20 protein-coding genes are annotated in these 24,565 nt (G+C 65.7%); 1 reads left to right on the top strand and 19 read right to left on the bottom strand.

Translation table 11 applies throughout. From position 1 onward, the window contains the following. Window positions 1-7 precede the first annotated feature (7 nt). The gene (locus BLQ28_RS32930; RefSeq protein ID WP_176801049.1) at window positions 8-169 is read left to right on the top strand and encodes a hypothetical protein; all 162 of its coding nucleotides are present in this window, start codon (window positions 8-10) and stop codon (window positions 167-169) included. A 57-nt stretch (window positions 170-226) separates the two neighbouring features. On the opposite strand, the gene flgL is transcribed toward BLQ28_RS32930, so the two are convergent. From flgL to flgE, 19 genes are all read right to left on the bottom strand, one after another. Beyond that, window positions 227-1,441: a flagellar hook-associated protein FlgL gene (gene flgL / locus BLQ28_RS08145; protein WP_093238262.1), complete on the bottom strand. Its 1,215-nt coding sequence runs from the start codon at window positions 1,439-1,441 to the stop codon at window positions 227-229. A 31-nt stretch (window positions 1,442-1,472) separates the two neighbouring features. Beyond that, a complete protein-coding gene (gene flgK / locus BLQ28_RS08140; RefSeq protein ID WP_093238260.1) occupies window positions 1,473-3,434 on the bottom strand; it encodes a flagellar hook-associated protein FlgK in 1,962 nt (653 codons plus the stop codon). Window positions 3,435-3,551: 117 nt separating this feature from the next. After that, complete coding sequence (locus BLQ28_RS08135) at window positions 3,552-5,306, bottom strand: methyl-accepting chemotaxis protein (RefSeq protein WP_093238259.1); 1,755 nt, start codon at window positions 5,304-5,306, stop codon at window positions 3,552-3,554. A gap of 13 nt (window positions 5,307-5,319) precedes the next feature. Further along, complete coding sequence (locus tag BLQ28_RS08130) at window positions 5,320-6,933, bottom strand: methyl-accepting chemotaxis protein (protein ID WP_093238257.1); 1,614 nt, start codon at window positions 6,931-6,933, stop codon at window positions 5,320-5,322. Window positions 6,934-7,031: 98 nt separating this feature from the next. Then, window positions 7,032-8,753 (bottom strand): methyl-accepting chemotaxis protein, encoded by a 1,722-nt coding sequence (locus BLQ28_RS08125; protein WP_093239394.1) that lies wholly within the window; start codon window positions 8,751-8,753, stop codon window positions 7,032-7,034. Window positions 8,754-8,852: 99 nt separating this feature from the next. Continuing rightward, a complete protein-coding gene (locus BLQ28_RS08120) occupies window positions 8,853-10,526 on the bottom strand; it encodes a methyl-accepting chemotaxis protein (RefSeq protein ID WP_093238256.1) in 1,674 nt (557 codons plus the stop codon). Window positions 10,527-10,589: 63 nt separating this feature from the next. After that, window positions 10,590-11,114 carry a chemotaxis protein CheW gene (locus BLQ28_RS08115; protein ID WP_176801048.1) on the bottom strand — a complete coding sequence of 175 codons (525 nt, stop codon included), beginning with the start codon at window positions 11,112-11,114 and terminating at the stop codon, window positions 10,590-10,592. Between the two features lie 15 nt (window positions 11,115-11,129). Beyond that, window positions 11,130-12,752, bottom strand: coding sequence for a methyl-accepting chemotaxis protein (locus BLQ28_RS08110; RefSeq protein ID WP_093238254.1), 1,623 nt, complete (start codon window positions 12,750-12,752; stop codon window positions 11,130-11,132). A 16-nt stretch (window positions 12,753-12,768) separates the two neighbouring features. Beyond that, window positions 12,769-14,337 carry a methyl-accepting chemotaxis protein gene (locus BLQ28_RS08105; RefSeq protein WP_093238253.1) on the bottom strand — a complete coding sequence of 523 codons (1,569 nt, stop codon included), beginning with the start codon at window positions 14,335-14,337 and terminating at the stop codon, window positions 12,769-12,771. A 140-nt stretch (window positions 14,338-14,477) separates the two neighbouring features. After that, entirely contained in the window at window positions 14,478-16,205 is a 1,728-nt protein-coding gene (locus BLQ28_RS08100) for a methyl-accepting chemotaxis protein (RefSeq protein ID WP_093238251.1), read from the bottom strand. A gap of 7 nt (window positions 16,206-16,212) precedes the next feature. Further along, on the bottom strand, window positions 16,213-16,530 hold the full coding sequence (locus BLQ28_RS08095; protein ID WP_256327220.1) for a hypothetical protein: 318 nt from the start codon (window positions 16,528-16,530) through the stop codon (window positions 16,213-16,215). Then, the gene (locus BLQ28_RS08090; RefSeq protein WP_093238249.1) at window positions 16,505-18,064 is read right to left on the bottom strand and encodes a methyl-accepting chemotaxis protein; all 1,560 of its coding nucleotides are present in this window, start codon (window positions 18,062-18,064) and stop codon (window positions 16,505-16,507) included. Before BLQ28_RS08090 ends, BLQ28_RS08095 begins: the two co-directional genes overlap by 26 nt. Window positions 18,065-18,113: 49 nt before the next feature. Next, complete coding sequence (locus tag BLQ28_RS08085) at window positions 18,114-18,638, bottom strand: chemotaxis protein CheW (RefSeq protein ID WP_256327219.1); 525 nt, start codon at window positions 18,636-18,638, stop codon at window positions 18,114-18,116. A gap of 87 nt (window positions 18,639-18,725) precedes the next feature. Then, window positions 18,726-19,727, bottom strand: a complete 1,002-nt coding sequence (flgJ, locus tag BLQ28_RS08080; RefSeq protein WP_093238248.1) for a flagellar assembly peptidoglycan hydrolase FlgJ — start codon at window positions 19,725-19,727, stop codon at window positions 18,726-18,728. Window positions 19,728-19,737: 10 nt separating this feature from the next. Beyond that, complete coding sequence (locus BLQ28_RS08075) at window positions 19,738-20,817, bottom strand: flagellar basal body P-ring protein FlgI (protein WP_305367549.1); 1,080 nt, start codon at window positions 20,815-20,817, stop codon at window positions 19,738-19,740. A 131-nt stretch (window positions 20,818-20,948) separates the two neighbouring features. Next, the gene (locus tag BLQ28_RS08070) at window positions 20,949-21,659 is read right to left on the bottom strand and encodes a flagellar basal body L-ring protein FlgH (RefSeq protein WP_371126590.1); all 711 of its coding nucleotides are present in this window, start codon (window positions 21,657-21,659) and stop codon (window positions 20,949-20,951) included. Beyond that, window positions 21,659-22,441 (bottom strand): flagellar basal-body rod protein FlgG, encoded by a 783-nt coding sequence (gene flgG / locus BLQ28_RS08065; protein WP_093238243.1) that lies wholly within the window; start codon window positions 22,439-22,441, stop codon window positions 21,659-21,661. The genes BLQ28_RS08070 and flgG overlap by 1 nt, the downstream gene beginning before the upstream one ends. A gap of 67 nt (window positions 22,442-22,508) precedes the next feature. Beyond that, entirely contained in the window at window positions 22,509-23,255 is a 747-nt protein-coding gene (locus BLQ28_RS08060) for a flagellar basal body rod protein FlgF (RefSeq protein WP_093238242.1), read from the bottom strand. Window positions 23,256-23,301: 46 nt separating this feature from the next. Continuing rightward, the gene (flgE, locus tag BLQ28_RS08055; RefSeq protein WP_093238240.1) at window positions 23,302-24,519 is read right to left on the bottom strand and encodes a flagellar hook protein FlgE; all 1,218 of its coding nucleotides are present in this window, start codon (window positions 24,517-24,519) and stop codon (window positions 23,302-23,304) included. Between the last annotated feature and the right edge of the window lie 46 nt (window positions 24,520-24,565).

Genomic DNA, 24,565 nt, shown 5'->3' with positions numbered 1-24,565 from the left:
GGGCGGCATGAATGCAGCCATTGGCCTGGCGACCATTGCCGTTTGGGAAACCGGCGAGCCGGCGCTTGCCGTGAATCTGCGTGACCCGCGCGGGGCGCTGGTCTCCGCGCTCTTTCCGCCTCCTCTCGAATACCGCCAGAAGTTGAATTCCCGGCCCTATGTGATCTGAGCAACCGGGGCTTGCCATCGCCCGCTGGCATCGCACCGCGATGCCCCACACCCGCACTCAGTTCAAGTAATTGAACAACGAAATATTGTTCAACTTGGCAAACGTCATCTGCGTCGCCTGCAGCGACGACTGGCGCTGGTAGAACTCCGAGATAGCGCTGTACGGGTCCAGGTCTTCGATGCTCGACAGGTAGCTTTCTTCCTGCAGCTTGCGCGCGGCGCCGCCGGTGTCGAGCGCGTCGAGTTCGGTCTGGCGCGAGCCCGCCGACGACAGCACGGTCAGCACGTTGTCGTGCGCATTCGTGATCTTCACGTTGGCGGTGCTCAATGCGTTCTGCAATTGCGCCTGCGCGGCCGCACCGCCGCCGGCCAGCGGCGTGCGCAGCGCGCTCACCAGTTGGCCGATGGCCGCGAAGATGTCGGTGCCGGCGTTCTGCGCGGTCGACACGTCGAAGCTGTCGCCGTTGGCGGGCGCGCCGCTGATCTTCACCTGCACGCCGCCGAAAGAAATGGGCGTGTCCGGCGAGAAGGTGCCGCTGGCGGCCACCACCGGGGGCGTGTCCTTGGTGGTCACCGTGTAGTTGCCGCCCGCAAAGCTGATGGTGAAGTCCTTGCCGTAGTTCGGTGCCGTGGCGTTGGTGATGCCGACCGGGCCGAAGACGCCGCTGCCGGTGTTGCCCGCCGCGCTCGTGGTCACGTAGCCCGCGCCGCCCTGCACCGACTGAAAAACGGAGCGGCCGTCGTCCGAGGTCGACATCTGCCGCGCCACGTCGATCTGCATGAGCCGCTGGCCCTGGTCGCCCACGTACTGCACGCCGCCGCCGGGGGCCGCCACGAAGGGCGCGCTGCCGCTCTTGAAACCGGCGAACAGGTACTGCCCGTTGCCGTCGTCGGAGTTGGCCACGCCCACGAGCTGGTCGAGGCCGCTCTGGATGGTGGTGGCGAGCGAGTCGCGGTCGGCGTCCGACAGCGTGCCGCCGCCGGCCTGCACCGTCAGCGTCTTGATGTTCTGCAGGATCGCGGTCACCGAGTTGAGCGCGTTCTCTTCGGTCGACAGCGCGAGTCCTGCGCGCTGGCGGCCGGTGGCGTACTGCGCGATCTCGGAGAGCGTCTGGCTCACGCCGAGCGCGCGGGCCGCGCCGACCGGGTCGTCGCCGGCCGTGAGGAACTTGGAGTTGGTCGCCAGCTGCTGCTGGACCTTGAACAGCTTCTGCTGCTGCAGGCCCATGGCGTTGACGTTCTGCTCGTAGAAGGATTGGGTGCTGATGCGCATCGCGGTTCCTGAAGTCTGTGCGTGAATGGGGTCAGCCGCGGATGCCCAGGATCGTGTCGAACATGGTCGACGCGGTCTGGATCACGCGTGCATTGGCCTGGTACATCTGCTGGAACATCAGCAGGTTGGCGGTTTCCTCGTCCTGGACGACGCCCGAGATGCCTTGCTGGCTGGCCTTGATCTGGCCGGTCACGCTGTCTTGCGTGGTGCTGGCGACCTTGACCGCCATGGCCCGGTTGCCGACCTCGCTCACCAGTTGCGAGTAGGCACCGTTGAAGGTCGCGGTGCCGTTGCCCATCGTGGTCTTGCGCTGCAGCGCGCCCAGCAGCAAGGCATTGCTGCCGTCGGACACGCCCGAGGTGTTCTTGTTGATGGTGAAGGTGTCGCCCTGCGCGGGCGTGCCGGTCATGCTGACGGTGATGCCGCCGAAGCTCATCTTGGCGCCGGCGGTGTACGGCACGGGCGTGCCGGCCGGGTAGCTGGTGCTGGTGCCGTTGGCCAGCGTGACCGTGACCGCCGAGGTGGCCGGAAAGCCCGACAGCGTGCCGGTGCCGGCATCGAAGCTCAGCGTGACCGGTCCCGCCAGCGGCGAAGCCGGGTAGGACGCATCGACGATGGCCGCGCCCAGTGCGCCATTGCCCTTGTTGCCGGCGACGTTGCCAGTGGTGATCGGCGATGCGGCGGCCACCTTGGCCGGATCGCGCACCAGCACGTCGAGGTCGCGTGCGCCGGTGCGCGTGGGCTGTACCAGGAAAGAGTCGCCGGCCTGTGCCGTGCCGCTGGCGGCCGAGAGGCTCACGCCGTCGAAGGTGATCGGGAAAGAAGTGAAGGAGCCCATCGACGTCTTGTCGGAAAGCCGCGTGACCGAGTAGGTGAGCGTGCCCGCCACATCGGTCACGCTGACGTTGTAGTCGCTGGTCGTGAGCTTCGACGCGTCGGACAGCGTGGCGCCCAGCGTGAGGTTGCCCGCGTTGCCGGCGTTGGACATCACGCCCGGCACGGCCTGCGTGAAGAAGTTCGTGCCGAGTGCGCCGTTCAGGTCCACGCCCAGCTTGTGCTGCGCATTGACCGCATCGGCCACCGACATCGCAAGACGGCCGATCGCGTTCTGCGTGGGAATCAGCGTCTCTTTGCGGAAGGCCATCAGGCCGCCGAGCACGCCGCCGGTGATGCTGCTGTCGTCGAGTTCGCTGGTGTTGCCGGCAAAGCCCGACAGCGCGACCACCTTGCGGGTCGGGTCGGCCGCCGACGGCACCGCGGCCATCTTGGCGGCGTAATCGCCCACCACCAGCGACTGGCCGGTGGCGATGAATACGTTGTACTTTCCGTTGTCCTGCTGCAGCACCTTCACGTCCACCACCTGGCTGAGCTGGCTCACGAGCAGGTCGCGCTGGTCGAGCAGGTCGTTGGGCGGCTGGCCGCCGGCCATGGCGCTGATCTGGCTGATCTGCTGGTTGAGGCTCGCGATCTTGGTCGCGTAGGTGTTGATCTGGTCGACGCTGCCGGTGATCTGCTCGTTGACCGAGGTGTTCAGGTCCGACAGGTACTGGTCGGTCGCGCGGAACTTGCTGGCCAGCGCCTGCGCGGAGCTGATCATCTGCTGGCGCGCCGCCGGGTCGGCCGGCGTGTTGGCCACGCCCTGCATGCTGGTGAAGAAGCTCTGCATCAGCGGCGCAATGCCGGAGGTCTTGTCGGCCAGCAGCGTGTCGATGCGGTTGATCTGCGTGCCGTTGGTGGCGAGCGCCGCCGAAGCCGACTGCGCCGACGAGAGCTGCGCGGTCAGGTAGCGGTCGTAGCTGCGCGACACGGTCAGCACGTTGGCCCCCGAGCCGATGAAGCCCGAGCCGCTCGAAATACCGCCGGCCGAGGCGATCTCGGCCACCTGGCGGCTGTAGCCCACCGTGTACGCATTGGCCGTGTTGTGGGCGGTGGTCATCAGCGCGGTGCGGGCGACGCCGAGGCCGCTCAGACCTGTGTAGAACATGCTGGACATAAGGCTTTACCTGTCAATGGGGTGTTGGGTCTGGCATCGCGAACGATGCCTCTGGGTGTTTATCGGCAGCGCGCGCCAAAACTTGAGGGTCGGGGCTGGGCATGCCGTCTTTCTGGTTCAGAACTCCGTCCAGTCGCCTTTGGCGTCGCTGGCCATTGCGAGTTGGGGGGCGGCCGTGCCGGTGCCGGGCTCGCGCCGGGCGGGCAACGCCTTGGCGCGGGGCTTCGGTGCTGGCTTGGCGGGCTTGGGGATCGGTGTGATGCGGGTGAAGCCAGGGCGCGTGGTGGCGACTGCGTTGGCGTCGAGCTTGAAGACGCTGACGGCTTGTACGAGGCTGCCGGCTTGCTCCTGCAACGACTGGGTCGCTGCTGAAGCCTCTTCGACCAACGCGGCGTTCTGTTGGGTTACCTGGTCCATCTGCGTGATGGCCTGATTGATCTGCTCGATGCCCGAGGTTTGTTCTTGGCTCGCGGCGGTGATCTCGCCCATGATGTCCGTCACGCGCTTGACGCTGCCCACGATCTCTTCCATCGTGCGGCCGGCTTCTGCAACTTGCTTGCTGCCCTCTTCGACCTTTTCGACCGAATCACCGATCAGCGTCTTGATTTCTTTCGCTGCAGCTGCCGAGCGTTGCGCCAAGCTGCGAACCTCTGAGGCGACCACCGCAAAGCCACGGCCCTGCTCGCCAGCGCGTGCAGCCTCGACAGCGGCATTCAGCGCCAGGATGTTGGTCTGGAAGGCGATGCCGTCGATCACACCGATGATGTCCACGATCTTCTTGGACGACGCATTGATCGATCCCATCGTGTCCACCACTTGCGAGACGACACTGCCACCCTTCACAGCCACTTCAGAAGCCGACACCGCCAGTTGATTCGCCTGTCGCGCGTTGTCCGCGTTCTGCTTGACCGTCGAGGTCAGTTCCTCCATCGAAGCCGCCGTCTGCTCCAGCGAACTCGCCTGCTCCTCCGTGCGCGAAGACAAGTCCTGATTCCCCGCCGCGATCTGCCCCGAAGCCGTCGCAATGGTGTCACTCGAATCCTTGATTCCGCCCACGACCGAGGTCAGCGTCGCCTGCATCTGCTTGATGGAGTACAGCAGGCTGCCGTCATGCGCGGCATCGGCCTCGACCGCGATCGACAGGTCACCGTTGGCGATGCGCCCGACCACGTCGGCGGCGTACTGCGGCTCGCCGCCCAACTGACGGCCCAGCTGGCGCGCGACCAGCACGCCCAGCCCCACGCTGACCGCAATGCCGGCCAGCGCCATCACCAGCATCATCAGCCGCGAGGTCTTGTAGGTGGCGTCCGCCTGTTCGGCGCGCACGCGCGCAAGCTCCTTGCTGTGCGCGACCATGCCCTTGAGCACGTCTTCCAGGGCGCGCGACTCCTGCAGCATCCGTGTGCTGTCCTCGCCCACCTGGTTTGCGAACTGCGAGCTGTCCAGCGGCTGCTTGTTGACCAGCGCCAGAAAGTCGTTCATGTGCGCCTTCAGCGGCCCCACCAGGCTTTCGAACCGGCCGTAGAGCTTGGTGCCCTCCGGGCTCTCGTCAAAGAAAGACTTGGCCTCGGCGGCACGCGACGACAGGCTTTCGAGCGACGCCTTGAGTTCGTCCGCCCCGGCCTTGCGATCGCCGAGCGTGCCGGCCGACAGCAGCGTCACCTGGGCGCGGCTCGCGTACAGCAGGTGGATGTTGGCTTCCTGCACGGCCTGCAGGGCACGCAGCTCGTTCGCGTAGAGCTGCTCGGTCGAGGCGCTGATGCGCCCCATGTGAAAGATGCCGAGCGCGCTGACCGCCGCGCCGATCGCCGCGACCACGAGAAAGCTCAGGAGCAACCGGGCGGTCACGCGAAGATTCTGGAACCACTGCATTGTCTTTTCCCCTTTATGGCGCCAATGCCGTGAATGGCGATGGTGCGTAGCGCGGGTGCGCCACGTCGATGGCATGGCTGCTGCTGTCCAGGCGGAACACGCTGACCACCTGCGACAGGCTTCCTGCCCGCTCTTGCAGCGATTGCGCTGCTGCCGAGGCTTCTTCTACAAGCGCGGCGTTCCGCTGCGTGACCTGGTCCATCTGCGTGATGGCCTGATTGATCTGCTCGATGCCCGAGGTCTGCTCCTGGCTCGCTGCGGTGATCTCGCCCATGATGTCGGTCACTCGCTTGACGCTGCCTACGATCTCTTCCATCGTGCGACCAGCTTCCGCGACCTGCTTGCTGCCTTCTTCGACCTTTTCGACCGAATCGCCGATCAGCGTCTTGATTTCTTTCGCTGCGGCTGCCGAGCGTTGCGCGAGGCTGCGAACCTCAGAGGCAACGACAGCAAAGCCACGGCCTTGCTCGCCTGCACGGGCTGCTTCCACAGCGGCATTCAGCGCGAGGATGTTCGTCTGGAAAGCGATGCCATCGATCACACCGATGATGTCCACGATCTTCTTGGACGACGCATTGATCGACCCCATCGTGTCCACCACCTGCGACACGACGCTGCCGCCCTTCACCGCCACTTCCGAAGCCGACACAGCCAGTTGATTCGCCTGCCGAGCGTTATCCGCGTTCTGCTTGACCGTCGAAGTCAGCTCTTCCATCGAAGCCGCCGTCTGCTCCAGCGAACTGGCCTGCTGCTCGGTACGCGAAGACAGATCCTGATTCCCCGAAGCAATCTGGCTCGACGCCGTCGCAATCGTGTCCGTGCCCATGCGCACCTCGCCCACCACCTTGGCCAGGCTCGCGTTCATGTCCTTCAGCGCCTGCATCAGCTGCCCCGCCTCGTCGCGGCTGTCCACTCGGATGCTCGCGCTCAGGTCACCGGCGGCCACCGTCTCGGCCGCGGCCACGGCACGCCCCAGCGGGCGCACGATGCCCACGCTCAAGCGCCACGCAAACAACGCCCCCACCAGCAGCGCGATGCCGGACAGCACCATCAGCATGGTTCGGCCGCTCGACTGGTCGGCCGCGATGCCTTGCGCCACGGCGTCGATCCGGTCGCGCTGGTGCGCCGCGAGGCTGGCCACGGCGTTCTCGTAGACGGTCAGGCCCGCCGCGAACTTGGTGTCGGCCAGCTCGCTGGCCTCCGCGCCCTTGTCTTCGGACTTGAGCTTGTTGATCTTCTCGATGATCTCCAGCACGATCGCGCGCGCATCGGCCACGTCGGCGTACAGCTTCTTTTCTTCCGGCGAAGTCAGCATCTCTTCGAGCTTCTTTTGCACCGGATTGATCTTGGCCGAGCTCTCGGCGCGAGCGTTCGCGAAGTAGGTCACGACGGCCGGGTCGGTCGCCTTGACCATGGCGAAGGAGCGCACGATCGTCGGGCCCAGCAGGTTCGACCACTGGTTGGCCAGCCGCTCCTTGACCAGCGCGTGCTTCATCATTTCGTCGGTGGCGTGGCCCACGTTCGCCAGGCGCAGCATGCCGATGCCGGCAATGACCGCCATCAACAGCAGCATGGCCGCAAAGCCGAACCCCAGGCGCGTGCCGATTTTCAGATTCTTCAAACTCATTTGTCTTTTTCTTTCAGAACTGGAACGAATCTCGCCGCGCAACACGGCGTTGTCGGTTCGTTATCGGCATCGGCGCGCCGGTGTTGAGCCCTCGCCTCTCAAAATTCGGTCCAGTCTCCCTTCGCGTCGCCGGCCATGGCGAGTTGGGGTGCCGTCGCCGACGCAGCGGCCCGGCGTGCGGGCAGCGCCTTGGCCGGTGGCTTCGGTGTTGGCTTGGCGACCTTCGGAATCGGCGTCAGGTGGGTGAATCCGGGGCGCGCGGCCTTGGACTGGGTGCTGAGCTTGAAGATGCTGACGGCTTGCACGAGGCTGCCGGCTTGCTCTTGCAGCGACTGGGCTGCGGCTGAAGCCTCTTCGACCAACGCTGCGTTCTGTTGCGTGACCTGATCCATCTGCGTGATGGCCTGGTTGATCTGCTCGATGCCCGAGGTTTGTTCCTGGCTCGCAGCTGTGATCTCGCCCATGATGTCCGTCACGCGCTTGACGCTGCCCACGATCTCTTCCATCGTGCGGCCCGCTTCTGCGACCTGCTTGCTGCCCTCTTCGACCTTTTCGACCGAATCGCCGATCAGCGTCTTGATTTCCTTGGCTGCAGCAGCCGAGCGTTGCGCGAGGCTACGAACCTCGGAGGCAACGACTGCAAAGCCACGGCCTTGCTCTCCTGCGCGTGCGGCTTCCACTGCCGCGTTCAGCGCGAGGATGTTCGTCTGGAAGGCGATGCCGTCAATGACACCAATGATGTCCACGATCTTCTTGGAAGATGCATTGATGGAACCCATCGTGTCCACCACCTGCGACACGACGTTGCCGCCCTTCACCGCCACTTCAGAAGCCGACACGGCCAGCTGATTCGCCTGCCGCGCGTTGTCCGCGTTCTGCTTGACCGTCGAGGTCAGCTCTTCCATCGAAGCCGCCGTCTGCTCCAGCGAACTCGCCTGCTCTTCCGTCCGCGAAGACAGATCCTGATTCCCCGAAGCAATCTGGCTCGACGCCGTTGCGATCGTGTCCGTGCCCGTGCGTACTTCACCGACGATCTTCACGAGGCTGTCGTTCATGCCCTTCAAAGCGTCCAGCAGCAAGCCAGTCTCGTCCGTCGTTCGCGCCTCGATGTGGCTGGTCAGGTCGCCTGCCGCCACCGACTGCGCCACCTTCACCGCTTCCGCCAGTGGCCGCGCCACGATGCGGGCGATCCACAGCGCCAGCACCAGGCCCAGCGCCACGCTGCCCAGCAGCAGGCCCAGCACCCACAGCCTGGCTTCTTCGTACACCGTGTCGGCCGTCTGGCCCGCGCTGAGCGCGCCCGCCAGGTTCACCTGCGTCAGCTTGTCCAGCGCTTCGCCCATCTCACGGCTCAGCTGCTGCGACTTGCCACGGATCAGGCCGCTCACCTGGTCGGTGTCCTGCGTGTGGGAGATGGCGATGATCTTGTTGTGTTCGAGCGCGTATTGCGCCAGCAGCTTCTCGAACACCGGGTAGGTCGCACGCTCCTCGGGCTCCGAGATGAGTGCCTCGTATTCGGTGCGCTTCTTCTGCAGTGCCTTCCACGACTCGTCCATCGACTTCTCGTACGTCGCCATCTCGGTGAACGAACCCGACAGGGCGTGCGCCATCTCCTGCGAGCGATAGCTCGCCACCATGCCCTTCAATTCGAGCAACGAGCGCGTGGCCGGCAACCAGTTGGTCGAAAGGTCCGTGGACATCTGGTGAACCTTGCCGAGCTGCATGACCGAGATCACGCCGACACAGGCCGTCAACACAAGGACGGCAATGAACGACACAAGCAGCTTGGTCGCGATTTTGAGGTTGTAGAAAGTTTTAATGATTTTTCCTTTGGACCGTGGGGCCCGATTCAATTCATTGCCGCGGGACACGGTCGCCCGGCCGGGGCCGGTCGGCGGTGTTCGCGGCGGTGCTTGTTCCTAGAACGCACGCCAGTCGCCGCTGTCGGCGCCGGCCGCAGCCAGTTGGGGCAGCGATGGTGCTGCCGGTTTTTCACGCACGGCGGGCAACGCCCTGGCGTGAGTGCGGGATGCGGCATGGCCGTCGGTGTCCAGCTTGAAGATGCTGACGGCTTGCACGAGACTGCCGGCTTGCTCTTGCAGTGATTGGGCTGCTGCTGACGCTTCTTCTACAAGCGCTGCGTTCTGTTGCGTGACTTGGTCCATCTGCGTGATGGCCTGATTGATCTGCTCGATGCCCGAGGTCTGCTCCTGGCTCGCTGCGGTGATCTCGCCCATGATGTCGGTCACTCGCTTGACGCTGCCTACGATCTCTTCCATCGTTCGGCCCGCTTCTGCTACTTGCTTGCTTTCCTCTTCGACCTTTTCGACCGAATCGCCGATGAGCGTCTTGATTTCCTTCGCTGCGGCTGCGGAACGTTGCGCAAGGCTGCGCACTTCGGATGCAACGACCGCAAAGCCACGGCCTTGCTCTCCTGCGCGTGCGGCTTCCACGGCCGCGTTCAGCGCGAGGATGTTGGTCTGGAAAGCAATGCCATCAATCACACCAATGATGTCCACGATCTTTTTGGACGAAGCATTGATCGACCCCATCGTGTCCACCACTTGCGACACAACACTGCCGCCCTTCACAGCAACCTCGGAAGCCGACACAGCCAACTGGTTCGCCTGCCGCGCGTTGTCCGCGTTCTGCTTGACCGTCGAGGTCAGCTCTTCCATCGAAGCAGCCGTCTGCTCCAACGAACTCGCCTGCTCTTCCGTGCGCGAAGACAGATCCTGATTCCCCGAAGCAATCTGCCCCGAAGCCGTCGCAATCGTCTCCGTGCCCGAACGCACCTCGCCCACCACGCGGGCCAGGTTCGTGTTCATGTCCTTCAGCGCCTGCATCAGCTGCCCCGCCTCGTCGCGGCTGCCGACTTCGATGTTCGCGCTCAGGTCGCCACCCGCCACCGTCTGCGCAACCTCGACGGCCTTCGTCAACGGCCGCACGATGCTGCGCGAAATGAAGAACGCGAAGACCGCACCGCTGACCACCGTCAGCAACGCCAGCAGCATCTGCAGGTTGAAGCTGCGCGCGTTCGCCGCGTCGATGGCAACGCCCATGTCGTCGATGGCCTTGCGCTCCATCTGCAGCAGGTCGAGCACCCGGCCTTCATAGGCCTTCGCGGCCGGCTGGAACGACTCCTTGAACGCGCGCGTGGTGTCCACCGCACTGCCGCTCGCCCTGGCCTTGCCCACCTCGTCCTTGGCGGCCTGATACTTGGCGCGCAGCGCGACGATGGACTTGAACAGCGCCTTCTCCTCCTCGGTCACCAGCAGCTTCTCGACCTTCGCCATGGTCTCGCTGCCCTTCTTCACGCTGTCGGAGATGACGTCCGCGAACACCACCGGCAGCGTCTCGTCGGTGGTGCGGGCGATCATCGAGGTGCGCGCGATCGCCGAGTAGGTCAGCACGTACCAGTCGGAGATCAGCCGCTCCTTGGCCAGCGGGCTTTGCATCATCACCCGGGTGGCTTCCGCGTTGCTGCGCGCCGAAACCAGCGCGATCGCGGTCGACACCACGGTCAGGCCCAGGACGATGGCGAAGGCCACGGCCAGACGTGTCCCGATGCGGAGATTGGAAAAGAAGGTCATGGTGCAGGCGTTGAAGGTTGAAGGCGGTGATGCAGCCCCGGCCTTGCGGCCATGGCGCGGCGATCAGGCGGTGGCTGCGGCCTCGACAAGGCCCATTTCTTCGCTGGACATCAGCCGGTCGATGTCCACCAGGATCAGCATCCGCTCGTCCAGCGTGCCCAGTCCGATCAGGTAGTCGGTGTCCAGCACCGAACCCATCTCCGGCGCCGGCTTGATCTGCTCGGCCGTCAGCGTGATCACGTCCGACACGCTGTCCACCACCATCCCCACCACGCGACCTCCGATGTTCAGCACGATCACCACCGTGAACTGGTCATACGTCGGGTCGCCCAGCTCGAACTTGATGCGCATGTCGATGATCGGAACGATGATCCCGCGCAGGTTCACCACACCCTTGATGTACTCCGGTGCGTTCGCGATACGCGTCACCGCGTCGTAGCCGCGCAGCTCCTGCACCTTCTGGATGTCGATCCCGTATTCCTCTTCCCCCAGCTTGAAGGTCACCACCTCCAGCCGTGGGCCGTTGGCGGCCGGGGACGGCGCCGAGGCGGCTTGTTTCAATGGGTCTTTTGCCTTCGTCGTCAGCATCTCGTGTCCTCCGGTTTAAAACTCGTTGCGACCACCGGCGCCATCGCCGGCCTCGGTCCTGAAAACCCGCACGGCCCTGACCAGGCCGTCGGCTTGTTCCTGCAGCGTCTGCGCCGTGGCGAAAGCCTCTTCCACCAGCGCGGCGTTCTGCTGCGTCACCTGGTCCATCTGCGCGATGGCCTGGTTGATCTGCTCGATGCCCGAGGTCTGCTCCTGGCTCGCGGTCGTGATCTCGCCCATGATGTCCGTCACGCGCTTGACGCTGCCCACGATTTCTTCCATCGTGCGGCCGGCCTGCGCGACCTGCTTGCTGCCCGCCGCGACCTTCTCGACCGAGTCGCCGATCAGCGTCTTGATTTCCTTGGCGGCCGATGCGGAGCGCTGCGCGAGGCTGCGCACCTCCGACGCGACCACGGCGAAGCCCTTGCCCTGCTCGCCCGCACGGGCTGCTTCCACAGCGGCATTCAGCGCGAGGATGTTGGTCTGGAACGCAATGCCGTCGATCACGCCGATGATGTCGACGATCTTTTTCGAGGACGCGTCGATCGAGCCCATCGTGTCCACCACCTGCGACACGACGTTGCCGCCCTTCACCGCAACTTCAGAAGCCGACACGGCCAGCTGGTTGGCCTGCCGCGCGTTGTCGGCGTTCTGCTTGACCGTCGAGGTCAGCTCTTCCATCGACGCGGCCGTCTGCTCCAGCGAGCTGGCCTGCTGCTCGGTGCGCGACGAAAGATCCTGGTTGCCCGAGGCGATCTGGCTCGACGCCGACATCACGCCGGCCACGTTGGTGCCCACGTCCGCCACGATCGCGAAGAGGTTCGCGCTCATCTGGTTCAGCGCGCGCAGCAGCCCCGTGATCTCGTCGCCGGGCCGGATCTCGAAGCGCGCGAGGTCGCCGCCCGCGATGGCCCGCGCCACGTCCAGCGCCTCGTCCAGCGGACGGAAGACCGTGCGGCCGAGGAACTGCCCCAGCCCCACCCACGCCAGCGCGGCAGCCACACCGCCCACGGCGACGACACCGGGCAGCCAGCTGTGCGCACCTGAGGCAGCGGCCAACTTCGACGCTTCCATCCAGCCCACGGCACCGAAGCCCAGCGACAGCAACGCAGCCAATGCGGTCGCGCCGAAGACCCGGCGCCGCACCGGAACGCGCCGCAGCTGCGCCAGCGGATTCATCCACCCGCGCTGCACCACTTCGCCCTGCACGATCTCGATGCCCTTCGCATCGCCTTCGCGGATGCGGCGATACAGCGCGTCCGCCGCCGCCACGTCGGCGCGCGCAGGCCGGCTGCGCACCGACATGTAGCCCTGCACGCGGCCGTTGCGGTTGATGGGCGTCACGTTCGCGAGCACCCAGTAGAAGTCGCCGTTCTTGCGCCGGTTCTTGATCAACCCGGTCCAGGGCAGGCCTTGCCCCAGCGTTTGCCAGAGGTCGGCAAAGGCCTCGGGCGGCACGTCCGGGTGGCGCACGATGTTGTGCGCCTTGCCCATGAGTTCGCCGACGGTGTAGCCGCTGGCCTCGATGAAGGCCGGGTTGACGTAGGTGATGCGGCCCTTGAGGTCGGTACGCGACACCAGGGCCGCGTCCTGCGAAAGCTCGTATTCGATGTCGGTGATGGGCAGATTGACGCGCATGGTCGGGTCGCCGTCTTCAGGCCAATGCCAGCTGGTTCGCGCCGCCGAGGCGGAACACGCCGACGACTTGCGAGAGGCTGCCGGCTTGCTCTTGCAGCGATTGGGCTGCTGCTGAAGCCTCTTCGACCAACGCGGCGTTCTGCTGCGTGACTTGGTCCATCTGCGTGATGGCCTGGTTGATCTGCTCGATGCCCGAGGTCTGTTCCTGGCTCGCTGCGGTGATCTCGCCCATGATGTCGGTCACGCGCTTGACGCTGCCCACGATCTCTTCCATCGTGCGGCCAGCTTCTGCCACCTGCTTGCTGCCCTCTTCGACCTTTTCGACCGAATCGCCGATCAGCGTCTTGATCTCTTTCGCTGCGGCTGCCGAGCGTTGCGCAAGGCTTCGCACTTCAGATGCAACCACCGCAAAGCCTCGGCCCTGCTCACCCGCGCGAGCAGCTTCAACAGCGGCGTTCAGCGCCAGGATGTTCGTCTGAAACGCAATGCCGTCAATGACACCGATGATGTCCACGATCTTCTTGGACGACGCATTGATCGACCCCATCGTGTCCACAACTTGAGACACAACACTGCCGCCCTTCACAGCCACTTCGGAAGCCGACACAGCCAGTTGATTCGCCTGTCGCGCGTTGTCCGCGTTCTGCTTGACCGTCGAGGTCAGCTCTTCCATCGAAGCAGCGGTCTGCTCCAGCGAACTCGCCTGCTGCTCGGTACGCGAAGACAGATCCTGATTCCCCGAAGCAATCTGGCTCGACGCCGTCGCAATCGTGTCCGTGCCCATGCGTACCTCGCCCACCACCTTGGCCAGGCTCGCGTTCATGTCCTTCAGTGCCTGCATCAGCTGCCCCGCCTCGTCGCGGCTGTCCACGCGGATGCTCGCGCTCAGGTCGCCAGAGGCCACCGTCTCGGCCACTTCCAGCGCATGGCCCAGCGGGCGCACGATGCCCAACGTCAGGCGCCATGCGAACAGCGCACCTACCACCAACGCGATGGCGGACAGCACGATCAGCGTGGTCCGGCCTTCCGTGTGGTCCACCGCGATGCCCTTGGCCGCGGCGTCGATCTTCTCGCGCTGATGGTTCGCCAGCGCTTCGACCGCGCCGGCGTACACGCCCAGCGCGGCCGTGAACTTGGTATCGACCAGCACGTTGGCTTCGTCGAGCTTCTTTTCGTCCTTCAGCTTGTTGAGCATGCCCACGGTTTCGAGCACGGTCGCGCGCGCGGCGGCCACGGCGGCGTAGAGCGCCTTTTCTTCCGGCGTGCTCAGCATCGCCTCGAGCTTCTTCTGCGCGGGCGTGATGCGCGCCGAGCCCGCCGCCTGGAGCTTGGCGAAATAGGCCGCGACCTCCGGATCGGTGGTCTTGACCATCGCGAAATTGGCCACCGTGTTCGACCGCAGCAGGCTGAGCCATTCGGTCGCCAGGCGTTCCTTGACCAGCGCGCCTTCGACCATCTCGTCGGTGGCATTGCCCACGTTGGTCAGGCGCAGCACGCCGGTGCCCGCGATGAAAGCCATCAGCAACAGCATCACCGCGAAGCCGAGTCCCAGGCGCGTGCCGATTTTCAGATCCTTCAAACTCATTGCTCTCTTCCTTCAATAACGGGGACGGTGTCCGCGGCGCGCGGCGGGCCACCGGCATGAAATGGATTCATGACGGGCCGCTCTGGCAACGCCGTCTCCCTGTTATCGGCAGCAGGTCGCCAGACTTGAGTCCTTTCTTCTCAAAATTCGGTCCAGTCGCCCTTGGCGTCGCTGGCCATCGCGAGTTGAGGGGCCGCCGTGCCGGTGCCGGGCTCGCGCCGGGCGGGCAGTGCCTTGGCGCGGGGCTTCGGTGCTGGCTTGGTGGGCTTGGGGATCGGTGTGATCCGGGTGAAGCCGGGGCGCGTGGTGGCAACTGCGTTGGCATCGAGCTTGAAGACGCTAACGGCTTGCACAAGGCTTCCGGCTTGTTCTTGCAGCGATTGAGCTGCGGCTGAAGCTTCTTCGACCAAGGCTGCGTTCTGCTGCGTCACTTGGTCCATCTGTGTGATGGCTTGATTGATCTGCTCGATGCCCGAGGTCTGCTCTTGGCTCGCTGCGGTGATCTCGCCCATGATGTCGGTCACGCGCTTGACGCTGCCAACGATCTCTTCCATCGTGCGGCCAGCTTCTGCGACCTGCTTGCTGCCCTCTTCGACCTTCTCGACCGAATCGCCGATCAGCGTCTTGATCTCTTTCGCTGCTGCGGCTGAGCGCTGTGCAAGGCTGCGAACCTCCGATGCAACGACCGCAAAGCCACGGCCTTGCTCGCCTGCACGTGCAGCTTCGACAGCAGCATTCAGCGCCAGGATGTTGGTCTGGAAAGCGATGCCATCGATCACACCGATGATGTCCACGATCTTCTTGGACGACGCATTGATCGACCCCATCGTGTCCACCACCTGAGACACGACGCTGCCGCCCTTCACAGCCACCTCAGACGCCGACACAGCCAACTGGTTCGCCTGCCGCGCGTTGTCCGCGTTCTGCTTGACCGTCGAAGTCAGCTCTTCCATCGAAGCGGCGGTCTGCTCCAGCGAACTCGCCTGCTGCTCGGTACGCGAAGACAGATCCTGATTCCCCGAAGCAATCTGCCCCGAAGCCGTCGCAATGGTGTCCGTCCCCGAACGCACCTCCCGCACGATCTTCACCAGGCTTTCGTTCATCGCCTTCAGCGCCGACATCAGCCGGCCCGTCTCATCCTTCGACTGCACGTCGATGCGCGAGCTGATGTCGCCGGCCGCCACCTTCTCGGCCACCTGCACCGCCTCGCCGATCGGCCGCGTGATCGAACGCGTGATGAACCACGCGATCGCCGCGCCCACCAGCATCGCGATGCCGCCCAGCACGAGCATCAGGTTGCGCGCCCATGCGTAGCCCGCAATGGCCTGCGCATTGGCCTGGTTCGACAACTCGGTCTCGTGGGCGATCATGTCGTTGAGCACATCCACCAGCACCTGAACGGCCGGCTGGAACTTCGTGACGAAGACCTGCGTCGCCTCTTCGTTCATGTTCTTCAGCCCGAGTTCGGTCAGCTGGGTGTTCAGCGGCAGGAGCACCGCCACCCGCTCGTCGACCTTGGCGAGCAGCGCCTTGCCTGCCGGCGTGACCAGCAGCTTGGCCAGCGTCGCGCGGCCTACCGAGAAGCGGTCGCGCGCGGCGGCGATCTTCTTGACCTCCTCGTTCATGGCGGCGTCTTCGGTCAGCAGGATCAGGTTGCTGTCGAAGATCGCGATGTCGCGGATCGCATCCACCATCGTGTTGACCGCGCCCACCTTGACGTTGTTGCCGGTCACGATGCCGTTCAGCCGCGCCTGGATGTCGGCCATCGAGTTGAGGCCGAGGCCGACCACGGAGGCCAGCAGCAGGAGCACGGCCGCAAAGCCCATGCCGAGACGGGTGCCGATCTTGAGATTGAGAAGGGAGTTCATGGCGCTTTCAGGAATCTTTGGCGTTGACATGTTGAAAGACCCGGTCCAACCGCTCGGCGACTTTCGCCGCGTCGTGGGTGGACCGGCTGATCGACCGCGTGACGAACCACGCGATGGCGATGCCGGCAAGCAATGCGGCGCCCGCCAGGGCCATCACCGCCTGGCGCGCCCAGGCGCAGCCGGCACCGGCATGAAAGCCGAGGCCGAGCACGGCCGCCAGCAACAGCAGCGAAGCAATGAAACCCGTGGCCAGGCGACGAGCGATCTTGGGGTTGAGACGAGCACGCAGCACGGGTTCGTCAGGCCGCCTGGGCTTCGTCGGCATCGAGCTTGAAGGTGCTGACCGCCTGCACGAGGCTGTCGGCCTGCTCCTGCAACGATTGCGCCGCGGCCGAAGCCTCTTCGACCAGTGCCGCGTTCTGCTGCGTGACCTGGTCCATCTGCGTGATGGCCTGGTTGATCTGCTCGATGCCCGAGGTCTGCTCCTGGCTCGCTGCAGTGATCTCGCCCATGATGTCGGTCACGCGCCGGACGCTGCCGACGATCTCTTCCATCGTGCGGCCCGCTTCGGCCACCTGCCTGCTTCCTTCCTCGACCTTCTCCACCGAATCGCCGATGAGGGTCTTGATCTCCTTGGCTGCGGCGGCCGAGCGCTGCGCGAGGCTGCGCACCTCCGAAGCCACCACCGCGAAGCCCTTGCCCTGCTCCCCCGCGCGCGCCGCCTCGACGGCCGCGTTCAACGCCAGGATGTTGGTCTGGAATGCGATGCCGTCGATCACGCCGATGATGTCCACGATCTTTCGCGACGAATCGTTGATCGACCCCATGGTGCCCACCACCTGCGACACCACGCTGCCGCCCCTGACGGCCACGGCCGACGCCGACACGGCCAACTGGTTGGCCTGCCGCGCGTTGTCGGCGTTCTGCTTGACCGTCGAAGTCAGTTCCTCCATCGACGCCGCCGTCTCCTCCAGCGAACTTGCCTGCTGCTCGGTGCGCGACGACAGGTCCTGGTTGCCCGCCGCGATCTGCCTGGACGCCACCGCGATCGAGTCGGTAGATGTCTTGATGCGGGTCACGAGATCGGTGAGCGTGTCTTCCATCTCGCCCATGCCGCGCAGCAGCCGGCCGAAGTCGCCACCGCGCCCGGTCTCGAACTCCTGGCTCAGGTCGCCGGCCGCCACGGTCTCGGCGATCAGCAGCGCCTCGGCGATCGGCTGGGCGATGCTGCGCGTCAGCAGCCAGGCCATCACCGTGCCCAGCGCGACCGCGAACACCGCCAACGCGATCAGGTAGATGCGGCCCGAGCGGTACTGGGTGTCGATGGCGGCCGCGGTCCTGTCGATGTCCTGCTGCTGGTACGCCGCCATGGCGCGGATGCTCGCGTCGTAGCGGTCGAGCGCCGGCAGAAGCTGGGAGTCGGTGAGCTTCGCGGCTTCGTCCCGATGGCCTTCCGCCTTGAGCTTGAGGACCTGGCTGCGCAACTCGACGTAGTCGCCGCGCTTTCTCTTGATGTCGGCGCTCAGCGCCAGTTCGTCCGGCGAGCTCAGCATCTCTTCGAGTTTTTTCTGCGTCTCGGAGATCACGGCGCTGGTGCTGGCGATGTTCTTCTGCAGGTAGGCCTGCACCTCGGCGTCGTCGCTCTTGAGCAATGAGAAGGTGCGCACGCTGTTGGTGCTGGTGCCCAGTTGCCAGGCCGATGCCAGGCGCTCCTTCGCCAACGCGTGGCCGGCCATCTCCTGCGTGGCGTCGCCCACGGCGCGCAAGCGCAGCACGCCGATGCCCGCCGTGACCACCAGCAGCGCCAGCACCAGCGCAAAGCCGGCGCCCAGGCGCATTCCGATCGTCCAATTCTTCATCTGGGTGTCTCCTCTCGAACCGCTGTCGTTGTTATGTGGTTTCGAGGGTTCAGGCCGCGATCTTCTCGATGAGCCCCATCTCGTCGCTGGACATCAGCCGGTCGATGTCCACCAGGATCAGCATCCGCTCGTCCAGCGTGCCCAGTCCGATCAGGTAGTCGGTGTCCAGCACCGACCCCATCTCCGGTGCCGGCTTGATCTGCTCGGCCGTCAGCGTGATGACGTCCGACACGCTGTCCACCACCATCCCCACCACCCGACCCCCGATGTTCAGCACGATCACCACCGTGAACTGGTCGTACGTCGGGTCGCCCAGCTCGAACTTGATGCGCATGTCGATGATCGGAACGATGATCCCGCGCAGGTTCACCACCCCCTTGATGTACTCCGGTGCGTTCGCGATCCGCGTCACCGCGTCGTAGCCGCGCAGCTCCTGCACCTTCTGGATGTCGATCCCGTATTCCTCTTCCCCCAGCTTGAAGGTCACCACCTCCAGCCGCGGGCCGTTGGCGGCGCTGCCTTGCAATGCAGGCTGCTGCGTTTGCTGTCTCTGGATGCCAGTGATCTCTGCCATGGTTTTCCTTTGCGTGGTGTGTCCCGCCGCGCGCATTCATGCGCGCGTGCGAACGAACGAACAAGCGAACCGTGAGCCGCGCGCGGCTCAGCCGAACTTCTGCATGATGCGAACCAGCTTCTCGCCGTACCGCGGATCGGTGGCGTAGCCCGCGCGCTGCAGGCCATGCGCGGCCTCGTTCGCATCGTCGGTCGCCAGCACATTCGCGTAGCGCGGGTTGCGGGTGATGAAGCGCGCGTAGTCGGTGAAGGCCTCGTCGTACGAGGCATAGGCCCTGAACCTGGCGCGCACCTTCTGCGGCTCGCCGTCGACGTACTCGGTGGTGGTGGTCTCGACCGTGGGGCCCTTCCAGCTGCGGTCGGCCTTGATCCCGAAGAGGTTGAAGCTCTGCGTGCCGTCGTCGGCGCGAATCTCGCGCTTGCCCCAGCCCGACTCGAGCGCGGCCTGCGCCAGGATCAGCGGCGCGGGCACGCCGCTCGCGGCGCTGGCCACCTGCGCCGATGCGCCCATGCGGCCCACGAACTCGTCGACCTGGCCCTGCAGCGATGCATTCGCGGCCGGCGCGCGCCGGTCGTTGTTGATCTGGTAGACGCCCAGGTCGGCAGCGGTCGACACGCGGCCGCTCGGCGCCGAGCCGAGGGGAATGCCCGCGCGCGGCCCGTACGGCAGGCCGCCGCGCGGTTCGAGCGACATCGGCTTGGTGCCGATCTCGGCGTCCGCCTCGGCATCGGGCGGGCCCGACGGCATGGTGCGGCGCAGCTGCGCGAGCATCGCCTCGGCCAGCCCCACGCCGCGCCCCGACAGGTTCTGCGTGAGCTGCTGGTCGAACATCGACAGATAGACCTTCCGGTCCTGGCTGTCGAGCAGGCCGCTCGAAGGCGTGGCCTCGCGCATGCTCTTGAGCACCATGTTCATGAACAGGGCCTCGAATTGGCGCGAGACCTGCTGCAGCCCTTCTTCGGGCGAGGTGCGCACGGTGCGCCGCAGCGCATCGACGCCCTGCACGTCCAGTGCGAAGCGCTGGTCAAGCGCGCCGCTGCGGCTGGCCGCATCGGCGCCGGCCCACGCGCTGTTGGAAGAGATCGTCATGGCGGCGGCCTCAGATGATCTCGAGCTCGGCGCTCAGCGCGCCGGCCGACTTCATGGCCTGCAGGATCGACACGAGGTCTTGCGGGTTCGCGCCCAGGCTGTTCAGGCCCTTGACCACATCGGAGAGCGACGCACCGCCGCGCACCATCTGGATGGCGCCGCCGCCCTGGTTGACCGAGATCTGCGAGGTCTGCGCCACCACCGTGCTGCCGCCCGAGAGCGCACCCGGCTGGCTGATCACCGGCTCGGTGTTGATGACCACCGACAGGTTGCCGTGCGCCACGGCGCAGTCCTTCACGCGCACCGCCTGGTTCATGACGACCGAGCCCGTGCGCGCATTGACCACCACGCGCGCGCCGGCCTGCGTCGGCGTGATCTCCAGGTCTTGCAGCCGTGCGAGAAAGCCCACGCGCTGTTGCGGCTCGGGTGCCTGCACGCGGATCACGCGGGCGTCCATCGCCTCGGCCGTGCCGGGGCCGAACTGCCGGTTGATGGCGTCCATGGCGCGCTGCGCGGTACCGAAGTCGGAGCGGTTGAGTTCGATGGTGAACGAGCCTTCGGCCCCCACCGGGGCCTCGACCGTGCGCTCCACCAGCGCCCCGGCGGGAATGCGCCCCGAGCTGAGCTGGTTGACCTGCACCTTGCTGCCATTGGCCGCGGCACCCGCACCGCCCACCACCATGTTGCCCTGCGCCACCGCGTAGGTCGCGCCATCGACGCCCTTCAGCGGCGTCATCAGCAGCGTGCCGCCGCGCAGGCTCTTGGCATTGCCCATCGACGATACCGTGACGTCGATGTTCTGCCCCGGCCGCGCGAATGAAGGCAGCGTGGCCGTCACCATGACGGCCGCCACGTTCTTCAGCTGCATGTTCACGCCCTGCGGAATCGTGATGCCCAGCTGCTGCAGCATGTTGTTCAGGCTCTGCGTGGTGAAGGGCGTCTGCATGGTCTGGTCGCCCGTGCCGTCCAAGCCGACCATCAGGCCGTAGCCGATCAGCGGGTTGTCGCGCACGCCCTGGATGTTCGCCAGCTCCTTGAGCCGCTCCGCATGCACAGGCGTGAAGAACGCAGCGGCGCAAACAAGGGCCACGGCGATGCGCAAGCGAGCCGAAGAATTCGTGGAATGCCGCGGAACCGGCTGGGCCGGGCCGCAGGCATCGCCCCCTGCAAGGGGGTGGGAGTAGCGACACGAAGTGCGCGAAGCCTGGGGGTAAGTCATATTCAGAATGGCATCACGTTCAGGAAGAAGCGCTGCATCCAGCCCATGTTCTGCGCCTCGTCGATGTAGCCCTTGGCCGAGTACTCGATGCGCGCATCGGCCACCAGCGTCGAAGGCACGGTGTTGTTGCCCGACACGGTGCGCGGGTTCACCACGCCCGAGAAGCGGATGAACTCGGTGCCCTGGTTGATGCCCATCTGCTTCTCGCCGCTCACCAGCAGGTTGCCGTTGCCCATCACGTCGGTCACCGTGACAGTGATCACGCCGTTGAAGGTGTTGTTGGCATTGGCGCCGCCCTTGGCGTTGAGCGTGTTGGTGCCCGACAGCTTGGTGTCCTGCCCGTCGAGCAGGCCGCCCAGCAGCTTCGGAATGCCCGCGAACACGCCGGTGGTGCCACCGCTGCGGCTGGCATTGGCGCCGGAATTCTTGGTCGCGTTGACCTTCTCGCTGATGACGATGGTGAGGATGTCGCCCACGTTGCGCGGACGGCGGTCCTCGAACAGCGCATTGGCGCCGGGCCCGTCCTGGAAGATCGCGCCGGGTGCGCGCCGCACCTGGTTGGCGGCATAGGAATCGGCGCGCGCCGTCATCGGCTGGTGCACCAGCGGCTCGCGCGGCACCTGCGCGCAGCCGGCGGCCAGCACGGTGGCAAGCCCCATCAGCAGCGCCCTCAAGAAGGCACCGCGGCGATGAAGAAGACGCGCACCCTGCATCACAGCTGGGCCAGGCGCTGCAGCATCTGGTCGGAGGTCTGCACGGCCTTGCTGTTGATTTCGTACGAGCGCTGGGTCGCGATCATGTTGACCAGCTCTTCCACCACGTTGACGTTCGATGCTTCGACGTAGCCCTGGCTCAGCACGCCGGCGCCGTCGACGCCGGGGTTCACCTGGTTGGGCGCACCGGAGGCATCGGTCTCGGCATAGAGGTTCTCGCCCTTGCTCTGCAGGCCCGTCGGGTTGACGAAGGTCGCGAGCTGAAGCTGGCCGATCTGCACGGTGTTGGTACCGCCGGCCTGCACGACCGACACGATGCCGTCGCGGCCCACGGTGATGCTGGTGGCGTTCGGCGGAATGGTGATGGCCGGCTGCACCGGGAAGCCGCTGGCCGTGACCAGCTGGCCGTCGCGGTCGGTCTGGAACGAACCATCGCGCGTGTACGAGGTGGTGCCATCGGGCATCAGCACCTGGAAGAAGCCGCTGCCGTTGATGGCCACGTCGGTGGGCTTGTCGGTCTTGGTGAGGTTGCCTTGCGAGTGGATGCGCTCGGTGGCGACCACGTGCACGCCGGTGCCCACTTGCAGGCCCGAAGGCAGGCGGGTCTGGTCGGAGCTCTGGCCGCCGACCTGCCGCAGGTTCTGGTAGACCAGGTCTTCGAACACGGCACGGCTGCGCTTGAAGCCGGTGGTGCCGACGTTGGCCAGGTTGTTGGAGACCACGTCGAGCTGCGTCTGCTGCGCGTCGAGGCCGGTCTTGGCGATGTAGAGGGAGCGAATCATTTCTTTGAGAGTCCTGCGGGTGTGTTGCGGCGTATGCCGGGACGTGTCGTGCCGGGTGGGCCGCGGCTCAGCCGTACGCCAGCAGCTTGTTGGCCGCCTGCGCGTTGATGTCGGCGGTCTGCAGCGACTTCATCTGCATCTCGAAGCTGCGCGCGTTGGCGATCATGGCCACCATGGCCTCGACCGGATTGACGTTGCTGCCCTCGACCACGCCGGTGACCAGCGTGACGGCCTCGTCGGCCTCGGCGGGCGGCAGGCCTTCGCGCATGCGGAACAGGCCGTCGTCGCCGCGCACCAGGTCGGTGGTCGGCGGGTTGACCAGCTTGAGGCGGCCGACTTCGGCAATGCCGGTGAGCGTGGTCGATGCTGCATCGCGCGAACCCACCAGCCCGTTGGTGGCAATGGTCACGGCGGAGCCGGGCGGCACGGTCAGCGCGCCGTTGTCGCCCACCACCTGGCGTCCGCCCATGGTGGTGAGCTGGCCGTCGGCGCCGATCTGCAGGTTGCCGACGCGGGTGTAGGCCTCGCCGCCATCGGCGGTCTGCACCACCAGCCAGCCCTCGCCGCTCACGGCGACGTCGAGCGCGCGGCCGGTCTCGGTGAGCGGGCCGTGCGTGAAGTCGGCGCCGGGCGTGGTGGCGGCCACGAAGGCGCGCGTGGGCGCTTCCTGGCCCGCCACGGGCACCGCGCGGAAGTTGGCGATCTGCGCGCGGAAGCCCGGCGTCGAGACGTTCGCCATGTTGTTGGCAACCGAGGCCTGCTGTTCCATGGCCTGCTTGGCGCCGCTCATGGCGACATACAACATTCGATCCACTGGGTGCTCCTGATCTGTTCAGTCGTGCAGAGAGAGAAAGGCCGCGTCAGCGGATGTTCATCAGCGTCTGCATGACCTGGTCCTGCGTCTTCACGGTCTGCGCATTGGCCTGGTAGTTGCGCTGCGCGACGATCAGGTTGACCAGCTCGGAGGTCAGGTCGACGTTGGACGACTCCAGCGCGCCGGAAGCCAGCGAGCCCATCTTGGTGCCCTCGCCCGGCGTGCCGGTGAGCGCGTTGCCCGAGGCCAGCGTCTCGGCCCACACGTTGTTGCCCTTGGGCTCCAGGCCGTTGGGGTTGGCGAAGGAGGACAGCACGATCTGCCCCATCAGCTTGGTCTGTTCGTTGGAGAACTTGCCGGTGATGGTGCCGTCGGGGTTGATCGAGAACGAGGTCAGCTCGCCGGACTTGTAGCCGTCCTGGCTCAGCTTGGTCATGCCGTTGGTGGCGCCGAACTGGGTGGTGCCCGTCAGGTCGACCTTGGCGCTCAGCGCTGCCGAGCCGTTGCCGAAGTTGATCGGGCCGATGTTCAGCGAGCCGCCCGCCGGCGCGGTCATCACGCCCTTGGTGTCGAAGGTCATGCCGGTGAGCAAGGGCGCGCCGGCGTTGAGCGGTGCGCCGTCGGAGGTGCCGTACACGTTCCAGGTATTGGCGGCGGTCTTCACGAAGTAGACGGCCACGTCGTGCGGATTGCCCAGCGAGTCGTAGACCGGGCCGATGGCGTTCGAGTAGTTGAAGGTGGCGGAGTCGCCGGCCGCGAAAGGCGTCTTGGTGGGCACCGTGCTGCGCGCGTCAAGGTTGAACACGGCGTTGACGTTGCCGGTCGGGTTGGGCGTCATCGACGCGGTCTGGATCTGGATCGGCGACGGCGTGCCGCCGTTGATGCCACCGCTGGCGTTGACGCCATAGCCCGTCAGGCGCAGGCCCGAGGCGTTGACGATGTAGCCGTCCTTGTCGCGCGTGAACTGGCCGTTGCGCGAGTACATGACTTCGCCGCTGGGGCTGCTCAGGCGATAGAAGCCGTCGCCGTTCAGGATGGCCACGTCCAGGGGGCGGCTGCTCGACTGCGTCACGCCCTGCGTGAAGTTCTGCGTCACGCCCGACACCGAGGCGCCCAGGCCGACGCGCGAGCCGGCGTACACGTCCTGGAAGGTCGCGGCGGCGGACTTGAAGCCCACCGTGCCCGAGTTGGCGATGTTGTTGCCGATGACGTCGAGGTTTGCCGCGGCCACGCCGAGACCGCTGATGCCCTGGGAAAAACTCATGATGGATCCTTACTTCAATGCGTTCGATGCGATGGATAAAAGACCT

It is taken from the genome of Variovorax sp. EL159 (assembly GCF_900100965.1).
GTDB lineage: Bacteria > Pseudomonadota > Gammaproteobacteria > Burkholderiales > Burkholderiaceae_C > Variovorax.
This window is presented reverse-complemented; position numbering and strand designations above follow the sequence as displayed.

Coding starts and splice junctions, on each gene's coding strand:
- BLQ28_RS08120 (WP_093238256.1), bottom strand. CDS start 10,526: ATGACCTTCTTTTCCAATCTCCGCATCGGGACACGTCTGGCCGTGGCC.
- flgK (WP_093238260.1), bottom strand. CDS start 3,434: ATGTCCAGCATGTTCTACACAGGTCTGAGCGGCCTCGGCGTCGCCCGC.
- BLQ28_RS08090 (WP_093238249.1), bottom strand. CDS start 18,064: ATGAAGAATTGGACGATCGGAATGCGCCTGGGCGCCGGCTTTGCGCTG.
- BLQ28_RS08100 (WP_093238251.1), bottom strand. CDS start 16,205: ATGAACTCCCTTCTCAATCTCAAGATCGGCACCCGTCTCGGCATGGGC.
- BLQ28_RS08135 (WP_093238259.1), bottom strand. CDS start 5,306: ATGCAGTGGTTCCAGAATCTTCGCGTGACCGCCCGGTTGCTCCTGAGC.
- flgJ (WP_093238248.1), bottom strand. CDS start 19,727: ATGACGATCTCTTCCAACAGCGCGTGGGCCGGCGCCGATGCGGCCAGC.
- BLQ28_RS08070 (WP_371126590.1), bottom strand. CDS start 21,659: ATGCAGGGTGCGCGTCTTCTTCATCGCCGCGGTGCCTTCTTGAGGGCG.
- BLQ28_RS08110 (WP_093238254.1), bottom strand. CDS start 12,752: ATGCGCGTCAATCTGCCCATCACCGACATCGAATACGAGCTTTCGCAG.
- BLQ28_RS08085 (WP_256327219.1), bottom strand. CDS start 18,638: ATGGCAGAGATCACTGGCATCCAGAGACAGCAAACGCAGCAGCCTGCA.
- flgG (WP_093238243.1), bottom strand. CDS start 22,441: ATGATTCGCTCCCTCTACATCGCCAAGACCGGCCTCGACGCGCAGCAG.
- flgL (WP_093238262.1), bottom strand. CDS start 1,441: ATGCGCATCAGCACCCAATCCTTCTACGAGCAGAACGTCAACGCCATG.
- flgE (WP_093238240.1), bottom strand. CDS start 24,519: ATGAGTTTTTCCCAGGGCATCAGCGGTCTCGGCGTGGCCGCGGCAAAC.
- BLQ28_RS32930 (WP_176801049.1), top strand. CDS start 8: ATGAATGCAGCCATTGGCCTGGCGACCATTGCCGTTTGGGAAACCGGC.
- BLQ28_RS08095 (WP_256327220.1), bottom strand. CDS start 16,530: ATGCCGACGAAGCCCAGGCGGCCTGACGAACCCGTGCTGCGTGCTCGT.
- BLQ28_RS08115 (WP_176801048.1), bottom strand. CDS start 11,114: ATGCTGACGACGAAGGCAAAAGACCCATTGAAACAAGCCGCCTCGGCG.
- BLQ28_RS08130 (WP_093238257.1), bottom strand. CDS start 6,933: ATGAGTTTGAAGAATCTGAAAATCGGCACGCGCCTGGGGTTCGGCTTT.
- BLQ28_RS08105 (WP_093238253.1), bottom strand. CDS start 14,337: ATGAGTTTGAAGGATCTGAAAATCGGCACGCGCCTGGGACTCGGCTTC.